Annotated in this window: 14 protein-coding genes; 7 read left to right on the top strand and 7 right to left on the bottom strand. The window is 66.0% G+C overall.

Features of this window, described 5'->3' with window-relative positions; genetic code table 11:
• Window positions 1–136 precede the first annotated feature (136 nt).
• Window positions 137–892, top strand: coding sequence for a L,D-transpeptidase family protein (locus A6A08_RS03370; RefSeq protein ID WP_143181651.1), 756 nt, complete (start codon window positions 137–139; stop codon window positions 890–892).
• 67 nt (window positions 893–959) lie between these two features.
• The gene (locus tag A6A08_RS03365; RefSeq protein ID WP_073700975.1) at window positions 960–1,292 is read left to right on the top strand and encodes a hypothetical protein; all 333 of its coding nucleotides are present in this window, start codon (window positions 960–962) and stop codon (window positions 1,290–1,292) included.
• A 143-nt stretch (window positions 1,293–1,435) separates the two neighbouring features.
• On the opposite strand, the gene A6A08_RS03360 is transcribed toward A6A08_RS03365, so the two are convergent.
• The 4 genes from A6A08_RS03360 to A6A08_RS03345 all read right to left on the bottom strand — a co-directional run bounded on the left by A6A08_RS03360 (window position 1,436) and on the right by A6A08_RS03345 (window position 6,237).
• Entirely contained in the window at window positions 1,436–1,927 is a 492-nt protein-coding gene (locus tag A6A08_RS03360) for a BBE domain-containing protein (protein ID WP_242422081.1), read from the bottom strand.
• On the bottom strand, window positions 1,876–2,349 hold the full coding sequence (locus A6A08_RS03355) for a hypothetical protein (RefSeq protein ID WP_073700974.1): 474 nt from the start codon (window positions 2,347–2,349) through the stop codon (window positions 1,876–1,878). Before A6A08_RS03355 ends, A6A08_RS03360 begins: the two co-directional genes overlap by 52 nt.
• The gene (locus A6A08_RS03350) at window positions 2,346–4,724 is read right to left on the bottom strand and encodes a molybdopterin oxidoreductase family protein (RefSeq protein WP_199866829.1); all 2,379 of its coding nucleotides are present in this window, start codon (window positions 4,722–4,724) and stop codon (window positions 2,346–2,348) included. Before A6A08_RS03350 ends, A6A08_RS03355 begins: the two co-directional genes overlap by 4 nt.
• A gap of 805 nt (window positions 4,725–5,529) precedes the next feature.
• Window positions 5,530–6,237, bottom strand: a complete 708-nt coding sequence (locus A6A08_RS03345; RefSeq protein ID WP_143181650.1) for a hypothetical protein — start codon at window positions 6,235–6,237, stop codon at window positions 5,530–5,532.
• Window positions 6,238–7,728: 1,491 nt separating this feature from the next.
• On the opposite strand from A6A08_RS03345, the gene A6A08_RS03340 reads away from it, so the two are divergent.
• From A6A08_RS03340 to A6A08_RS26925, 4 genes are read left to right on the top strand one after another with little or no spacing between them, the layout of a single operon-like run.
• Entirely contained in the window at window positions 7,729–9,114 is a 1,386-nt protein-coding gene (locus tag A6A08_RS03340; protein ID WP_083608768.1) for a helix-turn-helix domain-containing protein, read from the top strand.
• Between the two features lie 51 nt (window positions 9,115–9,165).
• Window positions 9,166–10,422 (top strand): hypothetical protein, encoded by a 1,257-nt coding sequence (locus A6A08_RS03335; protein ID WP_073700972.1) that lies wholly within the window; start codon window positions 9,166–9,168, stop codon window positions 10,420–10,422.
• Complete coding sequence (locus A6A08_RS03330; protein WP_073701082.1) at window positions 10,419–13,727, top strand: hypothetical protein; 3,309 nt, start codon at window positions 10,419–10,421, stop codon at window positions 13,725–13,727. The genes A6A08_RS03335 and A6A08_RS03330 overlap by 4 nt, the downstream gene beginning before the upstream one ends.
• A 35-nt stretch (window positions 13,728–13,762) precedes the next feature.
• A complete protein-coding gene (locus A6A08_RS26925) occupies window positions 13,763–16,675 on the top strand; it encodes an RNaseH domain-containing protein (protein ID WP_143181649.1) in 2,913 nt (970 codons plus the stop codon).
• A gap of 154 nt (window positions 16,676–16,829) precedes the next feature.
• Here the strand turns inward: A6A08_RS26925 and A6A08_RS03320 are convergent, their stop codons facing one another.
• The 3 genes from A6A08_RS03320 to A6A08_RS03310 are packed head-to-tail and all read right to left on the bottom strand — an operon-like array spanning window position 16,830 to window position 18,666.
• Window positions 16,830–17,444 carry a hypothetical protein gene (locus A6A08_RS03320; protein WP_073700971.1) on the bottom strand — a complete coding sequence of 205 codons (615 nt, stop codon included), beginning with the start codon at window positions 17,442–17,444 and terminating at the stop codon, window positions 16,830–16,832.
• The gene (locus tag A6A08_RS03315) at window positions 17,441–18,310 is read right to left on the bottom strand and encodes an ImmA/IrrE family metallo-endopeptidase (RefSeq protein ID WP_073700970.1); all 870 of its coding nucleotides are present in this window, start codon (window positions 18,308–18,310) and stop codon (window positions 17,441–17,443) included. Before A6A08_RS03315 ends, A6A08_RS03320 begins: the two co-directional genes overlap by 4 nt.
• 17 nt (window positions 18,311–18,327) lie before the next feature.
• On the bottom strand, window positions 18,328–18,666 hold the full coding sequence (locus A6A08_RS03310; protein WP_073701080.1) for a helix-turn-helix transcriptional regulator: 339 nt from the start codon (window positions 18,664–18,666) through the stop codon (window positions 18,328–18,330).
• 193 nt (window positions 18,667–18,859) lie between these two features.
• Between A6A08_RS03310 and A6A08_RS03305 the strand changes: the two genes are divergently transcribed.
• Window positions 18,860–20,212 carry a DNA-binding transcriptional regulator gene (locus A6A08_RS03305; RefSeq protein WP_143181648.1) on the top strand — a complete coding sequence of 451 codons (1,353 nt, stop codon included), beginning with the start codon at window positions 18,860–18,862 and terminating at the stop codon, window positions 20,210–20,212.
• Window positions 20,213–20,656 lie beyond the last annotated feature (444 nt).

Raw genomic sequence — 20,656 nt, 5'->3', positions numbered from 1 at the left:
TCCGAGCCGTCGCAGGTCACCACACGGGACACACACGACGGGCACACGGGTTCTTCACATTCGTGGGCCAGTCTTCGTTGTTGTCCGGATCGCGAGCACACCGGACGCCTCCCCGAACGAAGCCGGATGGAATCCCATGCGCCCAACGATGTCCGCACGCTCCACGCGGGCCCTGACGTCCCTCACGGCCGCCGCGGCCCTGGCCGCGCTCACGGCCTGCTCGTCCGCTCCGGCCGACGAACCGGCAACGGAGGAAGCGGCCGCCGACACCGCGGGCAACGGCGGTGGAGCCGAGGGCGTGGAGATCGCCACGGTCCTCGGCGACGGGATCGACGTCCGCGCCGAGCCCGGTGGCGGGGAGGTGCTGCACACCCTCGGGAGTCCGAACGACTTCGGGGTGGACCGCACCTTCCTGGTCGAGCGGAACGAGGGCGAGTGGCTCCAGGTGCTGCTGCCGGTCCGGCCGAACGGCACCACGGGCTGGGTCAGGAGCGACGAGGTGTCGCTGACCTCCACGGAGTACCGCGTGGAGATCGACACCGGCGACTTCGAGTTCACCGTCCTCGACGGGGACGAGGAGGTGCGTACCGGGGTGATCGGCACCGGGGAGGGGGAGACCCCCACCCCCGAGGGCCGTTACTACTTCACCGAGCTGCTCCAGCCGCCGGACCCGGAGGGTCCCTACGGGGTCTACGCCTTCGGTCTGAGCGGGTTCTCCGAGACGTTGGAGACGTTCGCGGGCGGGCCCGGCCAGCTCGCCGTGCACGGCACCAACGACGAGGACGCCCTGGGCCGCCAGGTCAGCCACGGGTGCGTCCGGGTCTCCAACGAGGACATCACCTGGATGGCCCAGAACCTGCCGCTCGGCACCCCGGTCGAGATCTCGGGGTGAGGCGACCGGCTCCGGACCGCCGCGCGGGACGGTATCCCGCGCACACGAACCACACACGAGGACTGACATGCGTCTGAAGAACTACCTGATCGTCGCCGGTTTCGCGGCCGCCGCCCTGTTCGGCGGCTCTCCCGCCTGGGCCGGCCAGTCGGACGACCCCTCCGCGGCCCCCGCCCCGAGCGAGTGCTCGGCGGACGCCGCCCCCGCGCCCGAGGAGAGCGGTGCGGGTACCGACCCGTGCGAGGTGCCGTCCGAGGAGGCGCTCGCGGAGGAGGAGGCACTCGCGGAGGAGGAAGCGCTCGCGCTGGAGGAGGCGCTCGCTGAGGAGGAGCGGCAGAGGGAACGCGAGGAGGCCGGGGCCCCCGAGCCCATGCCGGCGGACCCGAACTACACCGGCTGATCAGCTGATGCGCTGATCCGTGACAGGTGCCGCCCCGTGGCGCGCACGGGGCGGCACCGCGGGTACGGGGCCCGCCGCGCGCGGCGGGCCCCTTCCGCGTGCCCGGCCGCGCGCCGGAGCGGGCGGCCGCCCTCCGGACCGGTTCAGGAGGATCCGGGGTCCGACCCGAACCCGGACGTGCCCGCGGTCGGTTCGACGGACTGCCGGTGCCGGAACACGTCGAGCGGGTCCCACCGTTCCTTCACCCGCCGCAGCCGGGGGTAGGAGTCCTTGTAGTAGAGCTTCGACCAGCGGTCCTCCGAGCGGTTCCAGGACGGGTCGTTCAGGACGGCGTCGGGATAGTTGATGTAGCAGCCGTCGGTGGCGTCGCCGATCACGGGTACCCCGCCGGTGGAGGCGAACGTCTTGCGGTAGATGTCGCGGATCCACGTGATGTGCCCGTCCACGTCCGACTCCTTCTCGACGCGCTTCCAGTAGACCTGGAACTGCAGCTTCAGGACGGAGTCGCGCTGGGGTACGGCGGTGTCCCGGGGCGGCCTGTTGATGGCGCCGCCGGCGGGAGGGACTCCCGAGGCGCGGGCCGTCAGCCCGCCAGGATCTGCGGTGAGACCGTCTTGAGCATCGCGTCGGCCCACTTCATCTGCCGCAGGGACTGCGGGTGGCACCGCTTGGTGAGCGCGAGCAGCTCGGCGTCCGCGACCACCTGAGCACCCTGCCCGAGCAGGTCCCAGTCCAGGGAGACGCCCGCGGCCATGCGGTACAGCCGCCGCAGGTCCGCCAGGAGCAGCAGGTCCGGGTCGGAGCCGTCCCCCGGCAGCTCACCCGCCTCCTCGGTGGGCGGCTCCGGGTTCTTCAGGTCCGGCTCCTCCAGTTCCAGGCCGTAGCGGGGTCCGACCGCGGCGATCTCCCGCACGTGGTCCCGCGACCAGCGGACCAGGTCCTGGGCCACGTGGTAGATCTCCTGCTCCTTCGCGTGCCGGTCGGCGAGCCTGAGCAGCTCTCCGGCCAGGGCGGTCTCCGAGCCGTGCAGTTCGCGCAGCGCCACACCGATCCTCATCGCGCACCTCCACCGACGCGCTCATCGGAGAGGGCGTCGGAACCGCCCACGGTCTCGGTCACCCCGGTGCCGACCGGCCGGGAGGCGGCCGTCGTCGGCGCGGGCGCGGGGACACCGCCGCCCGAACCCACGCGCCGGAGCCGGGCCGCCGAGGTCTTGAACAGGGGCTGCTTGGACACCGGGTCCCAGTCGGTGACGGTCATCTCGTTGGCAGCCCGGTCCCTCTGACCGGCCGCCTCGTCCGTCACGGCGTCCCAGTAGCCGTAGTGGAACGGGACGAACAGCACGCCGGGGCGGATGCCGGTGATCCGCGCCCGTGCCCGGATCACCCCGCGCGGCGAGGCCACCTCGACGTGGTCGCCCTCGGAGACCCCGGCCTCCCGCGCGTCCTCTGCGCAGACCTCCATCCAGACCTCGGGGGCCGCCTTCTGCAGCTGGGGAGTACGCCCGGTCTTGGTGCGCGTGTGGAAGTGGTAGAGCGTGCGGCCGGTGATGAGCGCGAAGGGGTGCTCCCCGTCCGGGGACTCGTGCGGAGGCAGGTACTCGGCGGCCTTGATGATCGCCCTGCCCTCGGGGTTCATCGCCTTGTACTCGGTCGGCTCCAGCGGCGCGCCGGTGACCAGGTCGCGGCCGTAGCTCTCGCAGTAGTCGGGCTCGGCCCAGAACCGGCCGTCCGCGTAGAGCCGCTCGGTGCCGTCCGGGTTGTCGTCGTTGCAGGGCCACTGGATGCCGCCGCTACCGCGCAGCCTGTCATAGGTGATGCCGGTGTAGTCACACGGCCGGCCGACGGTGGCACGCTTCCACGCCTCGAAGGCCGACTCCGGGTCGTGCCACTGAGGGAACGGCTCCCCGTCCTCGTCGCGAAAGTCCATCCGCCGCGCGTAGTCCAGGAAGATGTCGAGGTCCGACCGGGCCTCGCCGGGCGGGTCGACGGCCTTGTCGGACAGGTGGACGGTGCGGTCGGCGTTGGTGAACGTCCCCGTCTTCTCGCCCCAGGTCGCGGCGGGCAGCACCACGTCGGCGAGTTCGGCGGTCTCGCTCATGAAGATGTCCTGGACCACCAGGAACAGGCCCCGCTGCGCGAGCAGTGAGCGGATCCGCTCCAGCTCCGGCAGCGACACCGCGGGGTTGGTGGCGCTGATCCACAGGAACCGGATCGACCCCTTCTCGGCGTAGCGCATGATCTGCATCGCGTGGGTGGGCGGCGCGTAGTGCGGGATGCGCATCGGGTCGAGGTTCCACACCGCGGCGAGGTCGGCGACGTGCTCGTCGTTGCTCCAGTTGCGAAACGCCGTGAGGTCGCCGTCGGCCCCGCACTCGCGCGTGTTCTGCGCCGTGGGCTGCCCGTTCATCTGCAGGATCCCCGCTCCGGGCCTGCCGAGCATGCCGCGGACCAGGTGGATGTTGTTGACCTGCACGGACGCGGCGGTGGCCTGGTGGGACTGGTAGAAGCCCTGCAGCACGGTCGACATCAGCCGCTCGGCGCCTCCCAGCAGCTCCGCCGCCTCCCGGACGCCGTCCGCCGGGACGCCGCAGATGTCGGCGACGTGCTCGGGCGTGTAGTCGGCGACCCGCTCGACCAGTTCCTCGTAACCGACCGTGTGGGCGTCGACGTAGTCGTGGTCGACCATGTCCCGGCGGATGATCTCGTGCAGGATGCCGTTCATCAGCGCGACGTTGGTCCCCGGGAGCGGCGCCAGGTGCACCGCGGCCTCCCGCGCCACCGGGGTCGGCCGGGGGTCGACGCACAGCAGCTTGGGCGGATTGGGTCCGGCCAGCCGGTCGAGCACACGCGTCCACAGCACGGTCTGCGTCTCGGCCATGTTGTGCCCGTAGAGGGCGATGACGTCGGCGTGGTCGATGTCGGTGTAGGAACCGGGCTGCCCGTCGCAGCCGAACGACTCCTTGAGCGCCGCGGCCGCGGTCGCCGTGCACAGCCGGGTGTTGCCGTCCATGTGGTTGGTGCCGAGCGCGCCGTGGCCGATGGCGGCGAGCGTGTAGTACTCCTCCAGGAAGAGCTGCCCGCTGGTGTAGAAGCCCAGCGCGCTGGGCCCCTTCTCGTCGAGCAGTTCCCTGCTGCGCCGTACGACCAGGTCCATCGCGGTGTCCCAGTCGGTCTCGACCAGCTCGCCGTCCCGTCGGACCAGCGGTCGGGTGAGGCGGTCCGGCGACTGGTTGGCCTGCCACCCGTAGAGGTCCTTGGGGCCGAGACGCCCGTGGTTGACGCGGTCGGCGTCCCTGCCGCGCACCCCCACGATCCGTCCGTCCTTGACGGCGATGTCGAGTCCGTCGCCGTTGGAGTGCAGGATCGTCGCCGACTGTACCCAGCGGTCCACCTGGTCCGGATCCACCCCCTCGGCGAGGTGGGCGTCCACCCTGGTCGGCCACTCCTGTCCGGGCCCGTACGGGGTCCGGGTTCCCCACGGCTCGGCGATCCGGTCTCTCGACACCACCGGCACCACTCCCTCTCGCTGCGGCGGAAACGCGTGCTCGCCGCTACCCAGCGGGCGAACACGCAAACGGCGCGGGGCCCGGTACCGCCACGGCCGCGTCAGCGGGCGGCGTACGCCCCGGCCAGCCCAGGTGCCCTCCTCGGCGGGGGTGCCCCCGCTTGTGAACGGCGCCATGGACCAGGGTTCGGCTGATGACCACACACGACCCATGGTGCCGTTTCCTGCGGTCAGAAAAGGTGTGGTGCACCAAGGTGTGTTGCCTCGTACCCCCTCGTGCCGGAAGGTGTGCGCCGGTCCCGTGCCAACCACGCCGGCAGACGCCCTGGAATCGCCTTCACCAACGGTGTTGGACAAAAGTCATGTGGACCGCCGATGCGTGCAGTGGTTGGCGTGGGAAAACCCGCATCGACCTCAAGGGCTGTGTCGAAGGCTCGCCCTTCGTCTCGTGAAGTGGTCTCAGCGGATGTGTTCGTCGATACGGGTCGGAATCAACGCCGCTTGCACGGTCAGCCCGGTCTCGGACGTGCTCATCGTGGTGTGGCGCGGTACCCGGCGTCGGCCGGTGAGCACCGCCATCACACGCTCACCGCTACACCGCTGGCCGCGTAGGAGCCGGTCGCAGGCCCGGTCATCGACATACCGGCGGTGCTCGTCCGCCTCGGGTGGACGGCTGATGGGGGCGTGGATCCGGTCGGGGCCGGTGGGACCGCACCGCGACCGTGACGCGCTACGGGGCGCCGGCGTCCCCGCGGTCCCGGCTGTCGAGGCTCGGTTCCGCCTCGCCGTCGAACGGCCCGTACTCGGCTTCGTAGGCCTTCCTCAGCTTCTGTGCGTTGCGCTTGTGCCTGCGCGCCCACGGCCAGGCGACGGCGAACGCCACGATGATGAACAGTGCCAGGAACAGCTGGAAGGTCTGTCCTGTGCCGTTCGAGAACTGGATCCCCGTGAACACCACGTAGGGCGCCCCGGCCACCAGACCGACCAGTGCGAAGAACCTGTTGGAGTTGGCGCGTTCGGACTGGGGCACCAGGTGCCGGGCGAGCCGGTCCACCCGGGGGTCGCCGCTGAGTTCGCCCCGACGCAGGTGGCGCTGTGCGGCGCGCAGGGTGTTCGGATCGGCGTCGTGGGGAACCTTCGCCGCCTTGGTGGTCCACCGCATCATCAGCACGCCGATGCCCGCGCCCAAGGCCGCGCAGACGGCCACGCCCGCCAGAGTGCCGAGCATCCACGGCCAGATCCGTGACAGCGGTACGTCACCGAACACGGCGATCGGCGCGAAGCAGAGGGCGAGCAGGGCCGCACCGTACACAGTCACGATCAGTACGACCCTCAGCATGTACTTCCCAGGGTGGTTCTGTCCGTAGCGCTGAAGCAGCATGAACTGCCGGATGGGATTGAACCGGCCCATGCGGGGGGTATGCGTTTTGTCCGCCATATCCATCTCCTTGCCTCGGCGGTTCCGGGCAAACGACCGCGACGGTTCACCGTGCGGCCCCGCATCCTCGGCGGCGGTCTCTCCCCGAAATCGGTTGCCTTTCCCACCAGTGCGAACGCGATTGCCGGGCCATGGAACAGACTCTTTGGCGGCGGCTTCTTCCGTGCCCACAAGCAGGGTTCGTTCAGGCCCCGGTGTCGCGGAGACGGTCGGATCCGGGATGGTTCGACCGGTCGCGCGAGCAGGCACGGGCTCCGTCATCGCCGAGGTGTCTGGGGGCCATCCCGTTCGGTGGGCCGGCGACAGCGGTCAGCGTGTAGGCGAGAAGGTACTCGGCCTTCTCGTGGAGCGCCCCTCTCGTGTGGCGCCGGTCACCCTCGCCTGATGCGAGCCCACCGAGATCCGACCGGGCCCGCGTGCCTTGCACACCTGCGCTCGCCGCATGCCCCTGGCGGTGCCTTCCGGTCCCAGGCCGCTCGTGGGGATCGTTCTCGCGGTTCGGCGGCCGGGGGTGGCGGGTCGTGGACCGCCGGTGTGTGCGACCGGTACGGATCCTGCGCCGGCCGACCCCGGACATGAAGAAGACCTGGGGCTTCTCTCACTTCCGTGATGCGAGAAGCCCCAGGTCGGAGCGCGGAGGATATGGGATTTGAACCCATGAGGGGGTTGCCCCCCAACCGCATTAGCAGTGCCCTGATTCAAGTTTTGACTGGTTCCTGAAGGTGCCTCATCATGCCATTTCATATGGTCAGAGGCGATTCGGCGCACCAGGGCGTGTTGCCCTGTAACCTCTCGTGCCGGAAGGTTTTTGCCAGTCTCGTGCCAGCCCTCGGGCGGATGTGCCACCTTAGATTGTACCAACCTTGATGAGTTATTCGAGATTGAGCCTTTGTGGCGGAGCGTAATGGATTCTCGTAAGGCCTCGGGGTAGACGTCCCCGGCCTGATGTGCCCCTACCCGCACGGGCAGGGAGAGCGTCGATCAGTCAAGGGTGCAGTACCAGCCGGACCAGTCTTCCCCGGGTCGTCAGGCGGGGCTTACCGAGCGCCGCAACCGCCCATGCTGTAGTTCAGTGCGGTCCGCGGTGGCCCCGCTGCCGCTGTTCTGGGAGCCCGCCAGGTCTTCCTCAGAGCTGCTTACGCGTACCCCACGGACGGTGGAGAATCGGGTCCACTACGTGCGGAATATGCCCTGAAGTAAGGGCGCTCGCTGCGCCCGCACCGGAGCGGATCCGGTAGTGCTGGGGTGTGTGACTCATATCGTTCATGGAGCTCTGGTCGCTGTGGGATAGAAGAACCCAAATTCAGACCGCGGAGAACCCATGGGTTGAATCATTCGCTTGGCATGCAGAGTATCGACAAAATCAAGTCCTTGTGCCATTGAGGCGCGAGGGCTAGGGTCTGGCTAGCAAATCAAGATTTGATTGCTGGGCTGCGTTGAGCCGATCTGGTACAGGGTTGGTACACCTTGGTACGCCTTGGACCACACGTGATGAGCCTGGGCACCAACGACGTACCTGGTCGACCACTCTGGTTCTTCGATGGCCGCGACTTCGGCCCGACGGCAAGTGGTGTTGCTATGAAGTCTTCGTTGCGGTTCTCTGAGGGCATGCCGAGGCGCATCCTGACCATCGCCCCTGAGAAGCTTCGATCCCTGCGCGAACATGCTGGCCTCACGCCTCGCGAACTCGCCGAAAGCGTGGGAGTGACCTACCGCATGGTCAGGTACTGGGAGGATGGAACGTACGCCCCTGAAGCACGCAACATCGCGTGTATCGCCAAAGCCCTCAAGTGCACCGCAGCTGAACTCACTGGGACCCAGCGCGGCTCGGAGACCTTGATCGATCTTCGCTATGCAGCGGGGCTCACTGCTGAGGATGCGGCCTCTCGGCTTCGTGCGACGCCCGTGGGGCGCGACTTGTCCGTCGACGCGGTCAAGGTCCGGAACCTGGAACGAGGCCGCCGAGTCTCGGGTCGAAAGTGGTCCGACCCCTTCGATGCCGGGCGGCTTGTCAAGCAGCTCGCCGCGTTGTACGAGGTTCCGGTACGCATGGTTCTCGATGCCTGGATGCGTACACGACCACGTGAACCTGTCCCGGCACTGCCGCTGCCTCAGCCCAAGCCACCTGCTGCCGCCGCTCTCGCAGCGTGGGAGGGCTTGAACGCTCGTCAGCATGTCTACCTGGGAGAGATCATGCGTGATGACCGGATGACCGAGGCGGAAATATGGATGAGGCGGGTCAACCGCCTCAAAGTCCCCCAAGCTTCGGAATGGCGGAAACTGACGTTTTCCCTTCGCGCCCCGGCCGATCTGGTCGGCTACACACGAATTCAGGAGCGGCTGAGACGCCGGGGGGTTCATGACCCAGGTGCGGGCGCGACTCTCCAGGCCCTTGCACGGGGCGGCCTGCTCACAGTGGTGGAAGACCATGTCGACATCGACGGCTTAGGAACAGTGGAGCGTGTACGGGTGGAGATGACCCGCCGCGGGCGAGCTGCCGCCCGTGCCGGCCTTGGTGAACCACGTGAGACAGGGCCTCCCCAGCACCTGTTGTCAGACTGGTTGTGGCGCATGCTCGTACGAGTCGCATCTGCGGGGCCTGAAGGGCTCCACGAGGATGAACTGGCGGGAAAGTCCTTGTTCTATCTCGCTGTCGGCTACAGTCCCCGGCCAGGCGCGCATCCCAGCCGCGGTTTCATCGAGTCGCGTCCCGTCATGTCCCGGGACTGCTCACACGTCAAGGAGTACCGGTGGCATCTCACAGCCCTCGGAACACGCCACTTCACGGAGTACATGCACGTATATAAAGATATGTACCCCGATGTTATCTTTCCTGATTCTGTCCGTGTTTCGGAAGATTCATCGGCTTTCAGGTGATTTTCTCAAGGCTCACTCGATTGTCATTGCCATGCCTTAGGGTTCCGAGCCATGACAACGGCATCCGCCAACGGCGAGCATGAGGTCAATCAAGTCGAGGCTCTCACCGAGATCCACTCAGCTTTCGTCATGGCCTGTGAGGCTCTGACCAGCCCTTCGTATGCTCCAAGACAGCGAGCCGAGACGCTGATGGAATGCCATGGGAGAGTCCTCGCGGCCTACGGCCCCGGCATCCCTCTGACCTTCGGTGAGTTTCGGGCAAAGCTCCGCGGGCCTCTGGTCGATCTACTCCCCCCATGGGTTGCTCCTGAGGGGCTCGAGGACCTGACCGCTCTCGACCCTGACGGATACGTCACGGGCGATGCCTTCGACCTCAAGTGGGAGACCGATGAACTGCAGCGGATCATTCGCAAACTGCAGGGATTTAACTCCCGTCGTGTCTCCGTCCAGGCGCTCGAGGACCACTTGGCCCAAGAGGAGATCTTCAGCATCATCAAGGGCCGCGGGGAAGCGCAGTACAGGATCGACCGCAGCAACCTGATCTCACATGCGGCGCAGCCCAGGACCGAGATCGGTGAGCTGGGACTGCCGATGAAGGCCATCGGGTTCTACACCGAGATCTCCTACGAATCCGTTTACCACGGTTGGTGGTTTCCTTGCCCGGTGTGCCGTTGGCCGATGAAGGTCAGCAAGCTCAGGAGCGGCGACCGCGACCACCACAAGGTGTCGTGCTTCTACCCAAGGCACGCGGAGACCGGCGCCAGCTACCAGTTCCGCCCCACAGCCGGAGAAGCGCCCGTGCTGCACCCTTCGGGCGTTGAGACCGTTCCGCCGCAGAGAGAAGTACCCCTGTTCCTCGACGCCGGTGGTGACATTCCGCAGGCTGTGCGGGCAGAAGGCCATATCGCCCTGAAGCGCGGTGTGTGGCGTTACACCTGCGTCCCAGGGCTACACGAGCTTCGTCTGCACGAGGTCCTCACCCGGAAGCTGGCCGGTACAGGAGCTGAGGTGCGACTGTGGCCGATGCAGGACGCCTTCGACCACCTCGTAACGGTCCCAACCTCTGACGGTGGGAAACACACGTTCACAGTGGACCTGAAGGACTACAGCCACGGCCGGCTCCTGGCACGGACGATCCATCGAGCAGAGGGGGACAAAGGCGGAGCGGAATGGCTCGTCGTCCCCGACCACCGCGCGAACCAAGTTCCCCTGCTGACGGGGGTGTGCGCGGAGTACGACATGAAGGCGACCACGATGACCGAATTTTCCGAGATGGTGTGTCGTACCGCGGGGGTGGACTGGCCGTGAACGAACCTACGGTACGAGAGTGCTTCATCTACGCAGCGCTCTCCCTGGCTGGACACTACTTCCCTCGTCACGACGCCAAAGGCAAGATCCTCGCTCCATTTCGTGAAGCCGCCTTCTTCGCCTCACGCAAGCCCCAGGTGTGGGACCAGTGGGCCAGGCTTTCCTTCGAAGAGCGCCGACGTATCGCCGATGTCATGAGTATCGCTCCTCCCGAGCTCGCTGAGGAGAGGTACTTCGCGCGGGAAGCCCGCACCCTGCTCGGCGCATTGGAAGACCTGGGGGAGTCGGAAGAGTCCGGTCCGGAGCTACGCCGCTTCATCCTGGTGAGGGAGAACCCGGCACAGGCGGATGCGGCCTACCCGAACGTAGGTGGTGATCTCCTCGGGCACGCCGACAGGGTTACAGCCCGCTTTCGCCGGCCCAGCTCCCGACGCAAGGCACTGGAGTTCGCAGGACCGGGAACATGGAAGACCCGAGACCTGTACGTGGGCCAGGAGATGGTCCACGGCAAGCTCACCATCCCCGTCTACCCTCACTTCAAGGCGGCTCCGAAGCATGATGTGCTCCCGGCGGTCACCACCCGCCCATATCAGAAGGAGATCGCACCAACTGTCGAGGAACTGAAGTCCCTCGCCTTGGCGATCGAGAGCCGGTACAAGAAGGAGGAGGAGCGCTACCTCCACTTCACGCTGTCGCGGCTCTTCGAGCATCTGAAGGCGGCTGATACCGACCGGATCGACGTGTTCCGGATGCTGTCCGGCCACACCCAGATCCTCAACGCCCCGACCGGGACAGGTAAGTCCGTCCTGGTACGTGTTCTCGCTTCGTGGTTCGCCGTCAAAGATCTGCGGGTCACACTCGTCGTTCCCGATGTCAAGGCGACGCTTTCCACGGTCTGGCAGATCAAGCAGGACCTTGAGCACCTCCATGACCGGGGCGAGCTGAAGAAGCCCGCTACCTGTGCACCGCTGATGTCCCCCTCGTCCCTGTATGAGCGCACCCTCAAGCACGCCTCCCTCATCAACGAGGAAGACCCAGGTGAATGGGGTGAGCGCGGACTACGGGATGTGGACAGGCTCGGCCACGGATGCGCTCAGGAAAAGCTCATCGAGTCCGCAGGCACCTACCGGCGCGGCCAAGAGAACTGCATCGGGCTCCGACAGGAAAAGAGCTACGCGGCGTGCCCATGGATCCCCACGTGTGGGAAGTTCGCCCCGGTGTACGAGGCGTGCAACGCGGTGGTGGTGGTGACCAACCACCACAACTTCGTCCAGGGCAACGTGCGGATCGGGATTCAAATCGATGAGCGTGCCATCCGTGACGTAACCGTTCGCGAGCTGGTCCTTCGCCTCAGCGATGCAGTCATCATCGATGAGATCGATGCCTTCCAGGCCACCGTGATCGACAAGTGCGCGAGCCAGATGGTCCTGCACTCACGCAGGCCAGGCACGGCTGAGCCCCAAATGCTCGACACTGACGCCAAGCGGCTCCCCACCAAGACGGAGGCGAGTCTGCTCAACCCCCTCAGCCATGTCCGCCTGATGGCCGAATCCCTGCTTCTGGGCATTTGCGATAACGCGCTGCACCTCAACGCCCGAGACGACGAACGCGCCAAGGAACTCACACGCGACTACCGCAACGATGGGTGGCGGCTCGCCCGATCACGGGACCGCGACCTGATCCCCCTGCTGTTCCCGGACACGGAACTCGCCGAAGGCCAAGCCATACCGCGTGAGGCGATGGCCCGTCTCGACGCGCTGCTCCCGGAGCGCTACGGGACCATCGACTCGCTGGCGGAACCCGAGGTGCAACTCGGACCTGAGTGGAACGATGTCCGCAACGCCTTGTCCGCCCTGGTCGGACCCCGGGGCGAGGACCACCGGGACATGGTCAAGCTGGACCTGCACGAGCTGCTCACCGCAGCCATCCCCGATCCACGCAAGCGCAGCAGGGCGATCAACCTTCTACTGGTCCGTGTCTACATGAAGGAACTCGACCAGTCCCTGGACGCGCTTCGGGAGAAGGCCCAGCAGCTGCGGCACCTGGGGCTGGTGTCCGCCCACCGGATCCTGGATTCCTTGAAACCCCGGGCCATCGCCTCGGTCCTTCCTTTGGGCATGGTCGGCCGTTCCATCAGCGGATACCGCGTCAAAGGGCTGGAAGACAGGGAGAAGGACGCTGAACTCTCCGTCCAGGCGCTCTCCGGAGACCCGCACACCTACGTCTCCGAACTGGGCGGGCTGGTCTCCCTGCTCACCGCCCGTGTGGAGCGCCCCGTCATGGGTCTGTCGGCCACAGCCTTCTTCCCCCAGGCCGTTCGTGAGCATGTGCACGCGCCGGTCACCTGGTGGATGACCGACGCCCAAGCCCGGTCGATCGTCGCTGAATCCCACAGGCTCACCTACAACGACGAGCACCGGCTGGCCAACGATCCGATCCGAATCGCGGGTACACACCCCACGGGCAAACCTGAGGCCCTGGTCGAGCTCGCCTCACGGCTGTACGAGAACAAGATCTCCAAGAAGATCGCACGGCTTCGCAAGAAGGACCCCAAACGTGCCCGGGTGATCCTCACCGCGAACAGCTACGACCAGTGCGCCTGGCTCGCGCTGGGCCTCACCCGCGCCCGCGGGTTCGAACACCGGGTGTGCGTGGCGGTGCGAAACGAGGACCCCCTCACGCACGCGCGCCATCTGCCTCCTGAAGACCTCGTCAGCCGCATCACCACCGAGCAGTTCGAAGACTTCCCCGACCAGGGCGACATCCTCATCGCTCCGCTGTCGGTCATCGCTCGTGGACTCAACATCGTGGTCGGCACACGCTCAGCGGTGGAGTCGATCTACCTGTGCGTACGCCCCGTCCTGAGTATCGAGGACACCCCATGGACATACGGAAGTGTTAACGCCGCTGGCATCAGCACCTTCACATCCTCAGGCGTCGCGGACCCGGTGCCGGCTTTGGCCAGGGCCGCAGAGGAAGCGAACGAGCAGCTGGGGCGAATTCTGCGATCTTCACCCCAGTTCTCCACCATGACGCATATCCTGCAGGAACAGGTCGTCGCCGGAATGCTGGTCAACCTTATCCAGCTCGCCGGTCGTGCCCGCCGAGGCGGAACCAGCATGGGGCTCCACCTGGTCGATTACGCATTCCAGGACGATACCTGGAGTTCTGACCTGGTCACCGTCATCAAGCGCCTCCATTCACGATGGCCCACCGAGGTACGGCAACGCATGAACGACCTCTACGGCGAAGCCCTCGGCGCATTCTTGTCCTACGCCGGCATCGACCCCGCCGAGATCGCCTGACAGCCTGCCCCCACCTTTGCTGGAAGAGAAGCCCTTTGGCTACCAACCCCTTGTACCTGGCCAATTCCCTTGCGGTGCGCTGCACCCCGGAACTCGTCGGGGACTCAACCGTCCACGTCCGCCAGTTCGACTACCCCACGCGTAATGCCTGGTGGGCCCTGAAAAGGGAGATCAAGGGGGAGGGGCCAGAGCAGCTTCCCTACTCCATCGCCATCACCGCCCTGCAGGCTCTGACCGACGGTTACGTCCACCTTGACCCAGGCTTCAAATACCTGGTCTCCCGGAAGCCGATTCAGGACGAGCTGCTACTTCGCCTGTTCACCTACGTCACCGCCTACGCCAAGGGCATGGACACCGACCAGGCTGTCCTGGCCGAGCCCCCACTTGTCGCCCAGCTCATCTCCCAGACCCAGGAACACACCTTCCTGGTCGCCGATCACCTGAACAGCAGGAACGGCGCTCAGCCGAATAGCCCGAATTGGGTATATAACTCCATCACATGGGACATCGCCCGATCAATCGCTTCGGTGCCGTTCGTTCACTATGAACTGATGCCCCTCAAGGAAGACCTGTCCGAAGAAGACAAAAAGGAGAACCCGGACAAGAAGCCTCGGACCATCGGGTGGCAGGCGAGCTCCACCAAGCACGAAGTGACCTACCTGCCGGTGAGTAACGGTGACTTGGTCGCTTGGGAAGCGCCGATCGGCAGGGCGTTCAACCAACGCCCTGACCAGGTGAAGGCCAGTGCCCGGAGCGAAGCCGAGTACGCCATGTCCCGGATCTCCCTCGGGCTGAAGACCTTCCCCAACATCAAAGACCCGGTCCTGCTCCTTGACGCGCACATGATGCGGGTCTACAGCAACCTCGTCTACGCCAAAACAGCGCTGGTGCGCCCACCAGGCGAAGGCCTTCCGCTCCTACGCATCGGATTGGACGGTCGCGGTGGCGCCCGCTCCGTGAACCGGTTCGCGTTGGAGATCCTCGCACGGCTCAACATGGACGACACCGTTCTCCGGGAGATCGAGACCCGGGCCGCCCTCGAACGCGAGAGCGTTGCGACCGCACGAGCCAACGAGCACAAGCCGAGGTTCATCACTCCCGCACCCGGAACCGTCCGCCCGATCATGCCGAAGAACTACGGCTTCTCCGTCGGAACCGGTGCTGGCATGCACCACCTACGCCTTCTCGCTGAACACATGGACACCGTATTCGGGCCGACCGCACAATGGCTGACCATGCCACAGGCCCGCATGCAGTTCTCGCGACGCCCGACGGACAACCTCCCCACCAAGGAGAGGAAGCGCCGTGAAGAGGTCGGCGAATCGCTGAACACCATCGGTTTCACCGACCCCGCAGACATCCGCAAGGCGGTCGACGCTGCGGAGTACAAGAGCCTGCGACTGGTGTGCCTGTGGTACCGGCACGAGACACGGACGCGCATGATCCACGGTCTGAACACAGCCTTTCCCTCTTCAGAGCCCCTGACTGATCCGAAGGAAGGCAAGGAGGTCACGCTCGCCCAGGGCGTCAGCGTGGTCTTCCACAACGCCGAGCCGTTCCTTGCCCATGGCCCCAACGAAGGGCGCCGGGAGATGATGACCACGTTCCTGGACGACCTCACCCAGGACCCATCGGTACTGGTGGCCGCCTGGTGCGAGACCGAGGTGCCCCGACTCGAGAAGGGCACGGGCGAGAAGGCGGACACCTTCCGCCAGAGGCGGGACAGCATCGACGCCAAGCACCAGACGAAGCGCATCCTCTCCGAACTGGGGGTGACCACCCAGTACCTGAAAGGATTTGAAGAGGGCAAGTTCGGCAAGCCCGCCGGGGTCATCAAGCCGAAGAAGAAGGGCGACTACCCCGCCTACATGGCGATCCTGGACATCTATCGCTCCCTGGGCATCCTCGACCACAGGATCGAAGAAGCCCTGACGCCCGGCAAGAGCGAACCCGAGCTCCCCCGACTGACCTTCTGCGGTATCCACGTCCGCAAACAGACCAGGAACAAGGACGTCAAGGGCGAACCCAGGAGGATCGTCCTGGCAACCGCTCTGGTGCCTTCCGCGGAACCGGGTGAGGTATGGACGATGCTGGGCTGGACCTCCATCAACAAGGAGTGGCTCCCCTACCGAGAAGCACAACAGATCTTCCACGCGTCCGACTACCCACCGCATCGCAGTTCTGGCGAGAGCGACGAACAGCGCTGGGCTGAGGCGGCTCGCGACGTCGAAGAGGCGCTGAAAGACCTAGCAGAAGAACTAGACGGCGACCGCTACGTCCTCATGGTGGACGGACACGCGTGCCGTCGCATGTGGCCCGGGCTGCAGAACCAGAATCAGGGCTCCAAACCTGACCCGAAGGGCGGCCGGGTCTGGCTCCCCGGTCACGGGGCCGGAACGCCTGTGCACAAGCGACCCGCGGGCATCGTCCGGCTGAACATCAAGAGCGACGAAGTCCCCCAACCGACGTCCGTCACGCGATTCAACGAGAAGGGGGCAGAGGTGGAGGAGCGGTGGATGTCCACCAAGCTGCACCAAGTCGAGACGGACTTCGCAGACCCCTTCTGGGTGCTGTTCAACGTTCCGCGTAACTACGACGGGAGCGGCGGTGGTCGCCTCGGCTCGACCCGGACCCGCTGGCAAGCCGACCCCGGCAAGGGTGGGGAGCAGGAAGAATCACGGGAGAAGAACGAACTGAAGGCCCCGTGGTACACGATGACCGCTACGGAGATCTACCCCGTCGCTGTCGATGAGGACATCAGTTCGGCAGCGCTGGCTCATGCGACAGCGCGTCTGTGCCACCAGACCATCTCCTGGTGCGACCGCTCCCGCTACCCGGCACCGCTCCACGCGGCCAAACAGATGGACCTCGATCACCCGCAGTACCGCCGTTCCGCGCCTCCCGAAGAGCAGTCATCTTCGGAGGAAGAGGAAGAGTTCGAAGACTAGTTTTCCGTGGCTTGACGGGGGATAAGCCTTCTGGTTCTGGGCGTCGGATAGCCGCGGCCCTGGGGATAGTCCCAGGGCCGCGGCACACCAGCGACTTCACCAAGCCCGGCACGGAAACAGCCCACACTGCGGTTTTGTGCAGCGAGGACCCCTCTCAAGGCCAGAGGTCAGGCGACAGCAGTCGGGTCGTCTCGATCGGCGGCAACCCGTCATCCAGCTCGCGCAATCTCCGGTAGAGATGGCGCATATCCGCTTTGCCTGGCACGTACTGCTTCTGTGTCGCGCGCTCCAAGATGGTCAGCGTGCTGGCCAGGGTGATCGACCCCACTGGACGCCCACTGCGCCGGAGTCGTTCGAGGCGGTTGATCTCGGAGGTGGCGGTCCGCGCCCCTTCCCCGTCGTCGATGAGCACGGTCACCTCCTGGCCTGCTTCAGCAGCCACGACCGCGTGCGCGATGACCATGATCTCGCCCAGGTCCTTGGGTCGCCCCAGACGTTCAGCCATGGGTTGGTGGGTGATGCGCTGGACGACGCTTTCGAGTTCCGGGGTCTGGTCGTCGGACAGGATCTGCATCCAGTTGGGGGTCAGCTTTCGCCAGATACCTTCGGCGACGCGGAAGCGCTCATCCTGCCGGGCCTTGCTGAGCACCTCGCTCTGCACGGTCTCTGGGGCGCTGAGCTTGCCCAGGACGCGGATGAGGAGACGTTCCTGGTTGATCGAGAGGAAGTTCAGGCCGGGACCGGCGTCGATGATCGGCCGGTGGCTCATCCGTCCTCGCTCGCTGTCACGTCAGGAGCCGCGGCATCGTGATCAGGATCCTCGAGAGCTGCGTCCAAAGCCGCGAGGTCCACGTCCGCATCTGGTAGTTCGGTGAGATCGGCCCACTCGACTGGCTGTTCGCTCGGAACCACGCCGGCCTCGCGCAGTTCCGCTTCGGCCTCTTGCCGGGTGATACCGCGAAGGGTGGCGATGGCCTGTACGGACAGCACGCCTTCGGCGTAGGCGCTGATGGCTCGGGCGAGCAGTCGTTGCGGTGCCCTGCGCCGAGCTGATTCGTCCTGCAGTGCGCGGTACTGGTCGCTCCACCCGAACCGCGTGGCCAACTGCGGCGTGGTGAGTGTCAGCCACTCCCGTTTGGTGGCGGCATCGATGTAGCCCGCCTGACATAGCGCGATCGCGGCGATCGATGGTGAGACGAGGAAGCGCTGAACGACCTCGGAGAGCACTGACTGGGTCAGCGGCTCTCGCTCACCGAGGAATTCGCGCAGGCCCTCGATCGGGATGAGCAGGTGTCGGGCGAAGGCGTCGGCTCGGATCTCTTCGTGGGACCGATGGCTCCAGGCACCCGCCGAATTGTCGGTCACGTCCGCGAACAGGACGTGACCGAGTTCGTGAGCGAGGGTGCTGCGTTGCCGCATCGGGCGGCTGGTGCACGCGACACCGATGAACACGGCGTCGCGCTGTGGGTCCCGCATCATCAGGCCGTGCTGGTCCTGGTCAGCCTCGAGTACGGCCACGTCGATCCCCGTAGCCTGCTCGATGAGGGCCACGAGGTCACCCAACGGCTGTACGCCCAGGTGTTGCTCCCCGCGGAACCGTTCGGCGGCGGAACGGCCTTCGGCTTCGGCACTCACAGTTCTTCGGTTCCGTTTCAGACCGTTGCGGGGATGGCCTGGTCGTCCAGGTAGGCGTCCAGTTCCAGGAAGTCCAGCAGTGCCTGGCGCATATCGCCCATGTCAGAGTCGTTGGTGGCCCGGGCCGCGCACTGCACGCGCTCGGTTACCGCACCGGTTCCGGTGAGTTGGGCAACCGTATGTCCGGTCTCCCAGGCGATCGCCACGAGCTCTGGCATCTTCGCCACCCGGTCTTCGGAAATGATCCGAGACAGGGTGGCCTGCGAGATGCCCGTGGCCTCAGCGAGAGCGCGCTGGCTCAGTCCCGCTGCCGCGCGGGCGCGTTCGATCCGGGCGCCGATACCTGCTGCTGTCATCGTCACCACCCCACCAATCTGAATCACTTTCCTCCGGCTTGATTCATTATAGCCGCATGCCCTGTGCGACGCCATGGTTCGAACAGTCAGAGGGCTTGCTCAGGGGCGGACTCAGGCGCCCAGGCTCTCGCTATTCGACATCGTGCCAACATTACATATTATGAGCACTCACTGAGTACTCAATGGAGGCATCGTGTCGGAACCAGTGGACATCAGGGCAGCACGAGAAACACTGAACCTCAGTCAGGCCGAAGCGGCTCGCCGCGCGGGGATCTCCCTAGCCACATGGCGGCGAGCGGAGTCGGACACCTCCGCGGTGGGCGCCACAACCCGGAAGAAGATCCGTGAGATGGTCACCGCGGCCCTGTACCCGGCCCATGCCTGGGTGCCGCTCTTCAACAGGAGATTTCGCGGCGACCCGCTGACACCTTCACAAGCGCACCTGCTGGCCATGGAACTCACGATGAACGGGGAACCCTTTCACCTCAACGAGGACAATGTCTGGGACTCCCACGTCCTAGGCGAACTTGCAGACGCGGTCCTGATGCAGGTCGCGGAACGGCCACAGTGGTTCAGGCGCTTCCTGGCCACCTCCCAGCACCTGGGCGGACTCCTTGACCAGGGGTGGCCTCCCCGAGCCGAGAACCTCGCCGAAGCAGCCGCCCTGCGCATCGCGCTCACCTCTGCGTCATTGGGAGATTCATCCGAGCTCTCCGACCTCGGATACCGGGAGTACGAGCAGGACCTGGCCGGGCGCAAGAAGTGGCCGACGGTGCGGCGGGCACTGACTTCCCCTCAGCTGATCCAGGCCCTGCAGATGCTCGATGCGCCCCGCTACGCGGCGCACCTGCTGGCCCCCCTGCAGATCGAGGGCCGACTGGTCACCTCGCCCCTGCACCCCGACCGCTGGTGGGAGCCCTGGTCACAGGAGACACAGGAATGGCTACAGCAAGCCGCATCAGGTACGCGCCCGCCCTCTGACCAGAACACTCCGCACGTCTTCGACGACAACCCCGACCAGTCCCGTGTGATGGCCTCAGGCATCTTCGACCTACTGGCCAAACGCGAAGAAGACCTCAACCTGCTCCTCAACAGAATCCTCCACCAGGGACGGGTAGCCCAGATCAACGATGACTCCTGCCCCACCATCGTGTTGGAAGCCAAGACGGGCCACGATGTGCTGATCAGGGTCTGCTGCCGCGACCATAACCGGCCAGGGCAACCTCTGCCCGGCTTCCCGGACGAGAACCCCGCCAGCTCTGCGACCTTCGCCTGGGGACTCCTCGACCTGCTGAGCGAGGAGACGTCAGAGCTGGACGAGGTGTTCGAAGGCGACCTGGTGCAACAGGGACTCACGATGGCCGGGAACGCGGTCCTGGTCCTACCCGATGCCTCCGGTTTCGATCTGCTGTTGAGCGTGGGGACCCAAAAGCGCACACCTGAGCGCTCAGCCGCGGTCGACGTGGCCCGCGCTTCCTGGCTGGAGTACCAGCAGGAGATCGAGGAAGAACTCGCCGCCTGGGAATCGGAAGACGACCAGGACTGAGAACCAGGGGCTCCGGAGTTGTGGAACCGGCCTTGCCTTTTCCGTGGGGTTCATAGGAACGGCCCAGCGAAACACGAGGGGTCTTCCTTCCCGAAGCGTGGGTGGTAGGAGGCGTCCCGCGGCCTCAGAACACCTAGTGCTGAGCCCCGGTGGCTCGGCCGGCGGTCAGGGAACCGAACCCCGTATCGGTGGGAATCGTTCACCAGGGGATTCGGAGGACGAAGGAGGGGTGGCGTGCCATCGCCGCCAGCAGGTGTACCAACTGGCGGCAACGGGTGCGTGAGCCTCCGGCCCACGTGCTGTCGATGATGAGCACGGCCAGGTCGGGGTTGGGGGACAGGCTGTTCAGGCCCCCTCGGATGGTGGCCGGGATGGGTGATTGGCGCAGGCCCAGGGCTGGGCAGATTACGCGGGAGCCCAGGCGAGCCAGGGTGTGCGGGGGCG

Origin of the sequence: Nocardiopsis sp. TSRI0078 (assembly GCF_001905145.1) — a bacterium.
Classification (GTDB): domain Bacteria; phylum Actinomycetota; class Actinomycetes; order Streptosporangiales; family Streptosporangiaceae; genus Nocardiopsis.
The sequence above is the reverse complement of the archived record's forward strand: the minus strand, read 5'-3'. Positions and strand labels throughout refer to the sequence as shown.

What these genes read in the sequence shown, in the direction of transcription:
- A6A08_RS03340 (WP_083608768.1), top strand. Translation starts at nt 7,729, where the DNA reads ATGAGCCTGGGCACCAACGACGTACCTGGTCGACCACTCTGGTTCTTC.
- A6A08_RS03310 (WP_073701080.1), bottom strand. Translation starts at nt 18,666, where the DNA reads ATGACAGCAGCAGGTATCGGCGCCCGGATCGAACGCGCCCGCGCGGCA.
- A6A08_RS03355 (WP_073700974.1), bottom strand. Translation starts at nt 2,349, where the DNA reads ATGAGGATCGGTGTGGCGCTGCGCGAACTGCACGGCTCGGAGACCGCC.
- A6A08_RS03370 (WP_143181651.1), top strand. Translation starts at nt 137, where the DNA reads ATGCGCCCAACGATGTCCGCACGCTCCACGCGGGCCCTGACGTCCCTC.
- A6A08_RS03365 (WP_073700975.1), top strand. Translation starts at nt 960, where the DNA reads ATGCGTCTGAAGAACTACCTGATCGTCGCCGGTTTCGCGGCCGCCGCC.
- A6A08_RS03320 (WP_073700971.1), bottom strand. Translation starts at nt 17,444, where the DNA reads ATGAGCCACCGGCCGATCATCGACGCCGGTCCCGGCCTGAACTTCCTC.
- A6A08_RS03335 (WP_073700972.1), top strand. Translation starts at nt 9,166, where the DNA reads ATGACAACGGCATCCGCCAACGGCGAGCATGAGGTCAATCAAGTCGAG.
- A6A08_RS03345 (WP_143181650.1), bottom strand. Translation starts at nt 6,237, where the DNA reads ATGGCGGACAAAACGCATACCCCCCGCATGGGCCGGTTCAATCCCATC.